Source organism: Deltaproteobacteria bacterium (assembly GCA_016210005.1).
Taxonomy (GTDB): domain Bacteria; phylum Desulfobacterota; class Binatia; order HRBIN30; family JACQVA1; genus JACQVA1.
Map to the genome: position 1 here is coordinate 1 of JACQVA010000042.1, position 5,676 is coordinate 5,676.

3 protein-coding genes are annotated in these 5,676 nt (G+C 67.0%); all 3 read right to left on the reverse strand.

Translation table 11 applies throughout. The features are described from left to right. Positions 1 to 307: 307 nt before the first annotated feature. On the reverse strand, positions 308 to 3,010 hold the full coding sequence (locus HY699_05085) for a hypothetical protein (protein MBI4515176.1): 2,703 nt from the start codon (positions 3,008 to 3,010) through the stop codon (positions 308 to 310). Positions 3,011 to 3,124: 114 nt separating this feature from the next. Further along, positions 3,125 to 4,363 (reverse strand): aspartate aminotransferase family protein, encoded by a 1,239-nt coding sequence (locus HY699_05090; GenBank protein MBI4515177.1) that lies wholly within the window; start codon positions 4,361 to 4,363, stop codon positions 3,125 to 3,127. A gap of 85 nt (positions 4,364 to 4,448) precedes the next feature. Then, positions 4,449 to 5,357 carry an NAD(P)-dependent oxidoreductase gene (locus HY699_05095; GenBank protein ID MBI4515178.1) on the reverse strand — a complete coding sequence of 303 codons (909 nt, stop codon included), beginning with the start codon at positions 5,355 to 5,357 and terminating at the stop codon, positions 4,449 to 4,451. Between the last annotated feature and the right edge of the window lie 319 nt (positions 5,358 to 5,676).

Consider the following 5,676-nt stretch of genomic DNA (forward strand, 5'->3'; position numbering starts at 1 on the left):
CCTTGCCCGAAAAGCGGCCAAAGGTCAAGCGAGAAATTGCAAAGTCCTTCGCTCTGCCGAAAACTGCCACAAGCTCAGTGGCTTGCGTCGTTACCGAACAACCAGTCCTATTTGCTCAAACGTAAGCGAATGCCATTGCCCCCTTGCCGCCCGGCGCGTAGAAATGTCGCCAGCGCCGGCGTGCGATGCCTATGAGCCCTTCTCACCGCGAGAAGATGCGGGGTGAGCCGGCCGTGTCCAGCCGGCTCTGCGTCTCCGCGTCTCCACGTGAGACTAAGCCCGGAGTCTCGGCGAACCAGTGTACTAACTAAGGCGTGGGCGTGCGATCGTCTGTCGGCTCGCTGCCACCGGGAACCTCGGGGTCGAGCACGGTCACCTCGCCGCGCAGGCCGTCTACGCGCACCAGTTGTCCGGTGCGAATAATGCGCGTGGCGGTGCCGACGTTGACGACCGCGGGGATGCCGTACTCGCGCGCCACCACGCTGCCGTGGCTGAGCGCGCCGCCGAGATCCATGACAATACCGGCCGCCGACAGGAAATAGGGCGTCCAGCCCGGGTCGGTGAACGGGGCGATGAGGATCTCACCCGGCAGCACGTGTTCAGCGGTGTCGGCGTACAAGATCACGCGCGCCGGCCCGAGCGCCAGCCCCGGGCTGACCGCGATACCCCGCAACACCGCGCCCGGCGCCGCACTGGCGGGAGCAACCGCGGCACGGTGGCGGCGGGGATCGAAGCGGCCCACCACCACCGGCGGTGGCGTCAGCCGCCGATTGTCGGCGTGCTCGGCGCGCCGGCGCGCCACCGCCGCCGCCACCTCAAACGTACTCTGCCCGCGCACGCTGGCCGACAACTCGTCGAAGGTAACAAAGAACACGTCACTGGGAGTGGAGAACAGGCGGCGGGCGGCCAGGCGCCGGCCTAACTCCAGCAACATCGTGCGTATCAGAGTAAGCCGGCGCACGGCTTCGCTCTTGGCCGTCTCCCGCAGCGCCACCCCACGCTGCGCCCGTAACAGCAGCCAACGGAACAGTGCGCGCCGCAGCGGCTGGCGCAGGCGGCGCTCACACTCCGCCGTCAGGGCGAGGCGGTCTTCGGCCTGCCGGCGATGCAACGCCAGCGGACTACGCCCGCCACCGTTGTTGAGATAGTTGCGGACGAGGTTGAGCACGTAGTCCGGCTCTTCGCGCCAGCGTGCGATGGCCACGTCGACTTCACCGCGGGTGTGATGGCCATGCTGCGCCATGAAGGAATCCCAGCGCGCCAGCCACGCCTGGCCGGCAGCACCGCCGCCGAGCGCCGCGCGCGTGCCGGCAAACGGCTCGCCGCGAGCCAGCGCGGCCGCCACCTCGGGGACTTGCGCGGCTTCGGCCAGCCGCCACAACTCCAACCCAGCTTCGGCAGAATCCAGGCCGCCGACTCCGGACAGCAGCCGGCCGGCGATAGCTCCGTCGGCGTCGCCGAGCCAGCACTGACACACGGTGGCGAGGTAGCCACCGCACGCCATGCCAACCACCACATGCGCCACTTCATCCGCCTGCGCAAAGAAGTCCTCGATCGTCTGCGGCAGCCAGCGCAGCAGCGTCTCGTCGGCGAGCGCCGCCAGATCGGCCCCCACCAGCTCGTCGGTGCGCGCGGCCACTTGCGCTACCACTTGCCCGCGCACGCCGGCTCCGCGTAGCAACCACCGGATCGTACCGGGAAGACGCGCCAGCATCCGCCACCACCGCACCTTGACCACCGGCAGCCGCTCAGCCGCCAGCGCCGGCAGCGCCGCGATCAGCTGCTCGCGATCGCCGCCGAACAGCTCGACCAAGTCGCGCCGCCCCACTCCCGGTAGCCGCCGCAGCATCGCCGCCAGGGTGGTGACGTTGAAGTAAACTCGCCCGGCTATCAGCCCGAGGATCGGCAGCTCGCCGACTTCGATCGCGAACCGCCACATGATCGGGCGCAGCAAGGCATCGACGCTTCGGCGCAGGATGTCGAAAGTCATCGGCGTAGCCACGTCCGGGAGCAGCTCGCCGGCATTGGTGTTGGACCAGACCTGGCGGTCGGTCGAATCGACGGTGGTGACCGGGCGCGCCTGCAGCAGTGCGATGTCTCCGCCCGCCAGCGCCCACTCCACATCCTGCGCCGCACCACAGGCGGCTTCAATTCGCACTGAGAGTTGCGCCAGCCGCCGGGCGAGCACGTCATCGATGCAAACCGCAGCGGCGCGCTCGCGCGAGAGCGCTTCTTCGCGCGTGCCGTCTGCGGCCAGAGTCAGCGCCAACGACTTCGCCCCGGCCGTACGCTCGACGATCGCCAGCGAGGCCTTATCGAGCAACACGCGGTCGGGAGACACACGACCGGAGACCAAGCTCTCGCCCAGACCCCAGACGGCTTCGATCACAATGCGGTCGCCGCGCCCCGTCACCGGATCGCAAGTAAACAACACGCCGGCCACCTCGGCGGCCACACAACGCTGCAACACCACAGCCATCGCCGTGGCGCGCGGATCAAGGCCGGCCCCTTCGCGGTACGCCACCGCGCGCTCGCTCCACAGCGACGCCCAGCAGCGGCGCACCGCGTCGCAGCACGCCGGCGTCCCGCTCACCCCCAGGAAGGTGTCATGTTGCCCCGCAAAGGAATGGTGTGCGGCGTCCTCGCCGGTGGCGGACGAACGCACGGCTAGCGCCCCTGCGCCCAACTCGGCCACCGCCGCCGCAATCTGCTGTTCGAGTTGCGGAGCCAGCGCCGCGCCGGCGATGGCGTCGCGCGCCGCCGCCAGAGCACGCCGGCGCTCTTCGCCCTCTGCGGCGAGGGCCAGAGCTAGAGCCGCGCTGACAGCGGGGACTTGGGCATGCTGTTGATAAGCGGCAGCCGTGATGACGAAGGCCGCCGGCACCGGCAGGCCGCAATCCATCAGCCGCTGCAAGTTCATGCCCTTGCCGCCGAGGGCGGCCACGCCCGCACCCAGCACCGGCAGCCGCAGTACTTGGGCGCTCACGGCGCTGGCCTGTTGCGCGCTCACGGCGCTGGCCTGTACGGTTGCGTCATGGCGGTTGGGACGTTCAACTGCCGCGGCGCATTCGATGGCTAAGGCGACTTGCCGCTGGGTATCGCCCGCACGTCCGCTCCGCCGCCCTCAGCTCAGTTGGCGCAGGACGCTTTCCGTGTGTTCGGCGAACGTAGCGATGTGCTCCTGTTCCAAGATCAATGGCGGGTAAAGCTTGATGATATCCCACCGCTGGCTGGAGGCGACGACCAGCACGCCGAGTCGGAACATGGCGTCGAGAAATCCCATACCGGTGGCCGCGTCGGCGAAGTCGAGTCCGAACATCATGCCCGCGCGCCGCACCCGCAACAGCACCGAGCTGTAACGCGCCTGTAGCGTCTTGAGGCAGGCTTCGAGACGGTCGCCGATGGTAGCGAGTCGAGGCAGGAGCCGCTCGGTCTCGACCAACGCCGCGTAGCTGATGCGGGCGCCGATGTTGGACCAAGCGAACGACGAGATGGTGCGGAAGGGCGACTCGCCGAAGAAGTCGAGACACTCTGGGCGTGTGACCACTGCCGACATCGGGTAAAGCCCGCCGCTGAAGCCCTTGGCGGTGACCAACATGTCGGGCTCGACGTCCCAGTACTGGCAGCCCCACAGATGACCGAGCCGGCCCATACCACAGACGACCTCGTCGATGATCAGTTTGGCGCCGGTGCGGTCGCACAGGCGGCGCACTTCAGCGAAATAGCCGGTGGGAGCAATGGCCATGTCGGCGTCGGTGCGGATGGGTTCGAGCACCACCGCGGCGGTGCGCTCGGAGATTTTGGCGGCCAGATCGGCAGCGTCGCCGAAGCGGATCTCGTGGAAGTCAGGTACCAGCGGCTCAGCATAGTCGCGCATCTCGCCCTTGGCCATCATCGACAGCGCAAAGCCGGTGCAGCCATGGTAGCCCTGGTCGGCGTAAAGGATCTCACTGCGCCCGGTCGAGCCGCGGGCCAGCTTGATCGACAGGTCGATCGCCTCACCGCCGGTGACTACCGGATGCGTAGTTTCCAGCCGGCCGGGCGTACATTGGGCCAGCTTCTCCGCCAGCTTGCCCTTGGCCTCGCTGAAGAAGAACAAGCTGCCGAATTCCTCCTCGCGCATCGCCCGCTCGGCGGCCGCGAGCACCGCCGGGTGGCGATGGCCGAGGCTGAATGTGCCGCCCATACACCACATATCGAGAAACCGCCGGCCCTCGGCATCACAGAAGTACGCGCCCTCGGCGCTGCCTTCGGTGAAAAGAAACTCGAGATTGCGAATGGCTTCGATGCGCTTACGGTTGAAGTAGCGGCCGTAGCGTTCGAGGAATTGCTCGGGGGTAAGGGCGGATGCACGTGGGTCCATAGGTTTCACCTTACGTTTCCGGCCGCGGCGCAGTCAAATCCGCCACCGCATCCCGGGTATGGGCGCCGGGCAGTAGCAATCGCGCTCACGCGCGCGGCGCCAACTCCGGGTGTCGCGCCCGGATCATGCGGCGGATGCCGTCGCGCCAGTTCACCTGCGTCGGGCCGATCAGCTGACGCATGACGGTGAGATCCATGACGATGCTGGCGAGCGTACGGTCGGTGTAGAAGAACTTCGGCTCGACGCCAGCCAGCGCGCCCATGAACTCGCACCACTCTTCGATGCTCACCGGGTCACCGCCCCAGTTCACCGTTACCGCCGGCACGCTCGCCGCCGCCAGCAGCTTCGGCACCTGAGCGATATAGTCGTCTTCGTGAATCGGGTTGTAGAGGCTGGGTTTGTCGCTGTGGACCGGGATGAGGGAGCCGGCCAGCATCCAATCCAAGTGCATCGACGGCCAGCCGCCGTTGTCGCCGTAGGGCACGCTCAAGCGCGCTATCACCGTCGGGATGTTCCACTCGCGCGCAGCGAAACGCGCCACGGTCTCCGAGGCGATCTTGCAGATGCTGTACGTTGGCAGCAGGCAGCGGTGGTTGTCACCGAGCGGATCGCTCTCCTTCAACGGCTGATGCCCATTGGACTGATAGACTCCGCCCGAGGAGCATTGCAGCCAGCCTTTGGCCTTGCGGCAATGAGACATCAGGCGCCCGACGCCTTCGGCGTTCGCCTGGAGATCATAGGCGAAGTTGTCGTCGCCGCTCTTCACCACCGCGAAGTTCAGGACGTAGTCGAAGTCGTCGGGCACCGCGGCGAAGGAGTCGGTAGCCAGATCCGCCGCGATGCAGTGCACCCCGACCGCCTCGAGCCGGTCGCGATCGACCTGGCTACTGAAGCGGGCCAGCCCGTACACCTGGTTGCTCTTCGCCAACTCGCGCGCCAGCGGGAAGGCGACCTGACTGGCCGGGCCGGCTATCAGAATCCTTTGGTTCTTCAGCATACTCTCCTCACCATACGCGCCTGTGCTTAGCACGGATACGCAACCAGGCAACCACGCCGGTGCAACCTAGCCTCAACAACACGCCAACTCGGCGGCAGAACACGTACGAAGTCGAGGTCCTTCTGCCGGCCGCCGCCAGCGTGCTGACGGCCAAGTCATCCGGATCGAGGCACAAGGGGTGCGCGACAAATTTGTGGGTAACGTGGTTCGGTGTTATGGCCGTCATTCCCGCGAAAGCGGGAATCCAGTTTGGCGTTTGGCGCTATGGACAAGCAGTTCTGCGTTTACATCCTGGCCAGCAAACGGAACGGCACGC

What these genes read in the sequence shown, in the direction of transcription:
- HY699_05090 (MBI4515177.1), bottom strand. Translation starts at nt 4,363, where the DNA reads ATGGACCCACGTGCATCCGCCCTTACCCCCGAGCAATTCCTCGAACGC.